Origin of the sequence: Actinomadura sp. NPDC048032 (genome assembly GCF_040653175.1) — a bacterium.
GTDB classification, from domain to species: Bacteria; Actinomycetota; Actinomycetes; order Streptosporangiales; family Streptosporangiaceae; genus Spirillospora; species Spirillospora verrucosospora.
Genome location: NZ_JBEZJP010000692.1, coordinates 1 through 2,461, shown reverse-complemented (window position 1 = coordinate 2,461; position 2,461 = coordinate 1). Strand labels below are relative to the sequence as shown.

The following is a 2,461-nucleotide window of genomic DNA, read 5'->3' as shown; positions in this document are numbered from 1 at the left end:
GAGTGCCGCAGCTCCGGGACGATCGGGTCCTCGCGGCCGCCGGGCTCCACCAGGATCCGGCCGGTCACGACGGCGAGCCGCGGATGCGCGTCCAGCCAGGCCGGTCAGGGCGAGGAACTCGCGCCTGCGCACGTCCATGACGGCTCCTCTCAGCTCTTCAGCGCGAGGTAGATCATGACCTTCGCCGACGCCTCGCCGCCGCCGGCCTCGCCCTCGACGGCGCCCTTCAGCCGCAGCCAGCCGCCGAAGCCGGACGACTCCCAGGTGACGAGGTCGCCGGTCACCTCCCGCTCGGGGTCCAGGTCGCACCAGTGCAGGCCGTCGGGGGAGACCTGCGTGGTGACCCGCATCAGGGTGCCGGTCCCGGTCCGCTCCAGCGTCCGGACGAACCAGCGGGCCTCCGCGGCCCACGCCACCTCGTACGGCTCCGTCGCGAAACCGCCCGCGAGGGTGCGGTTGCGTTCCAGTACCGCCGTGAACGACTCGCGCATGCTCTGGGGGCTCCTCACCAGTCGACCGAGATCAGGACAGAGTCCAGGAACAGGAAGTTGCGCACGTCGGTGTGCGTCCTGACCGAGACGTAGAAGTTCAGCAGGTTGCCCAGGGAGCCGTACTCCTCCTCGTACGGCGGCACCGGCACGTCGCGCATGTCGTAGACGGTGTCGTTCACCTGCAGTTCGATGTTCGAGCGCGTGCTGGTGTCGATCACCCAGCGCACGTAGTGCCAGTTCACCTTGGTGGGCACTTCGTTGTAGCAGAGTTCCTGCGGGCCGCCGAACGGCTTCCAGTCGTCCGGCTCCGGGGCGGTGAAGTCCGCGGTCGGCGGCAGCTTGATCTTGCCTTCGAAGTGCTCGCGCGGGGTCGGCTCGGGCACCGTCGGGTACACCCACTCGCGCCGCAGCCGGTTCTCCAGGTCGGTGTTCAGGTAGCGGGCGACGCAGTGGTAGCGGACGCCGTCGCAGATGTCGGTCGCGATGGTGAACGCGCCGAACTGCTGCTCGGACGGGTGCAGGTTCGCGTCCCACTCGCCGGCGCCCGCCTTGTGCGCCGCCTGGTTCTCCTCCGAGGCCGCCTCGGTCTTGAACGTCAGGTACGCCTCGAACTGCACGCGCCCCCGGCCGGCCATCGTGAGCCGCCGGATCGCGACGCCGGTGTGCCCGGCCACCGGGCGCGTCGCGACCTTCAGCGCGTACGTCCCGGACATCGCGCCGTGCGTGCCGACGTCGAAGAAGTTGCAGGAGCTGAGCTGCGGCGGCCGGAAGTCGCGCATGTGGTCGTCGACGGTGTCGAGGTTCCCGTGCCCGTCGTAGTTGCCGAGCAGCTCGATCCACCCGTGCGTGCCGGTGTTGAACTCGTCGTGGACGAGGATCCGGTCGAGCGGGTTGAAGCGGGACAGGGCGGGGTCGGCCCGGCGCAGTTCGGCGGCCAGCGACCGCTCGCTCGCGGGGGAGGTCATCGGGTGGGCTCCTGAATCCTCACGGTGGCGTGCACCATGTTGTGGTCGGACCGCAGCAGGTCGCGGGGCTCGCCGGCCTGGGCGGTGGTCTGCGGGACGAGCGTCCACTGCAGGACGCGCGTGCCGTTGCGGACGAAGATGTGGTCGATCTTGTCCTCGGACCTCGGCAGCGGGATCTTGCCGCCGTTGAACGAGGCGTACTCGGCGCCGGTGCGGCGGTTCGCGGGCGCGGCCTCGAACGAGTCGGCGTAGCCGACGTCGGAGAAGGCGTCGTAGGCGCTGTGGCCGTCCTCCTTCGATGCCGAGTTCATGTCCCCGGCGAACACGATCGGCAGCCGCCGGGTGTCGGCGTTGTCCCGGGTGAGGTACTCGGCCGTCCGGCGCGCGTCGAGGTAGCGGACCTCGTCCCAGTTCTTGGTCCAGCCGTTGGGGTCGGTCGCGCCGTTCTTGCGGTACTCCAGGTGCATGTCGACGACCACGAACCGCAGCCCGGTGCGCAGGTCGCGCAGGGTGTTCCAGGTCATCGTCTTGCCGTAGATCTCGGTGGAGTCCGGCAGCCAGAGCAGGTCGTGGGGGAGCGCGCGGCCGCGCTCGTCCAGGTGCGAGAACCTGCGCGCGTCGTAGTAGGTGAAGCGCCCCGCGCCGGACTGCAGCCGGTAGCCCTCCTGGGGGTGCCTGGTCCCGGCGTAGTCGGCGGGCGCCTCGGCGTAGCCGCGGGCGGCCATCGCCTTGGTCAGCGGGGCGCGGAACGACTCCACGTCCACGCCGGGCTGCGTCGGGGTGGCGTTGTTGCCGATCTCCTGGGTGACGACGACCCCGGCGCGCGCGCGGACGATGTCGTCGGCGACCCGGGCGGCGCGCCCGTCGGCCCACGGTTCGAGCTTGGTGGCGCAGTCGCGCCCGATGGTGTCCACGCAGGCCTGCGTGGTCGGCAGGCATCCGTGCCCGCAGGTGTTGTAGGTCGCGATCCGCAGGTCGAGCTTGCGGTGCGGGCCCTGCGCGGCC

Annotated in this window: 3 protein-coding genes and 1 pseudogene; all 4 read right to left on the bottom strand. The window is 70.9% G+C overall.

The window, feature by feature from the left end:
• Positions 1-95: pseudogene (locus AB0C69_RS41130) on the bottom strand (glycosyltransferase family 2 protein); the annotation flags it as partial.
• Positions 96-149: 54 nt separating this feature from the next.
• Entirely contained in the window at positions 150-491 is a 342-nt protein-coding gene (locus AB0C69_RS41125; protein WP_345182147.1) for a hypothetical protein, read from the bottom strand.
• A 14-nt stretch (positions 492-505) separates the two neighbouring features.
• Positions 506-1,456, bottom strand: a complete 951-nt coding sequence (locus tag AB0C69_RS41120; protein WP_360362087.1) for a DUF6772 family protein — start codon at positions 1,454-1,456, stop codon at positions 506-508.
• Positions 1,453-2,461 (bottom strand): hypothetical protein (locus AB0C69_RS41115; RefSeq protein ID WP_360362084.1); only part of this gene is annotated, 1,009 nt, incomplete at its 5' end. The genes AB0C69_RS41120 and AB0C69_RS41115, both read right to left, overlap by 4 nt.

Bases quoted from the DNA above. Each gene is read 5' to 3' on its own strand.
- AB0C69_RS41125 (WP_345182147.1), bottom strand. From the start codon at position 491: ATGCGCGAGTCGTTCACGGCGGTACTGGAACGCAACCGCACCCTCGCG.
- AB0C69_RS41120 (WP_360362087.1), bottom strand. From the start codon at position 1,456: ATGACCTCCCCCGCGAGCGAGCGGTCGCTGGCCGCCGAACTGCGCCGG.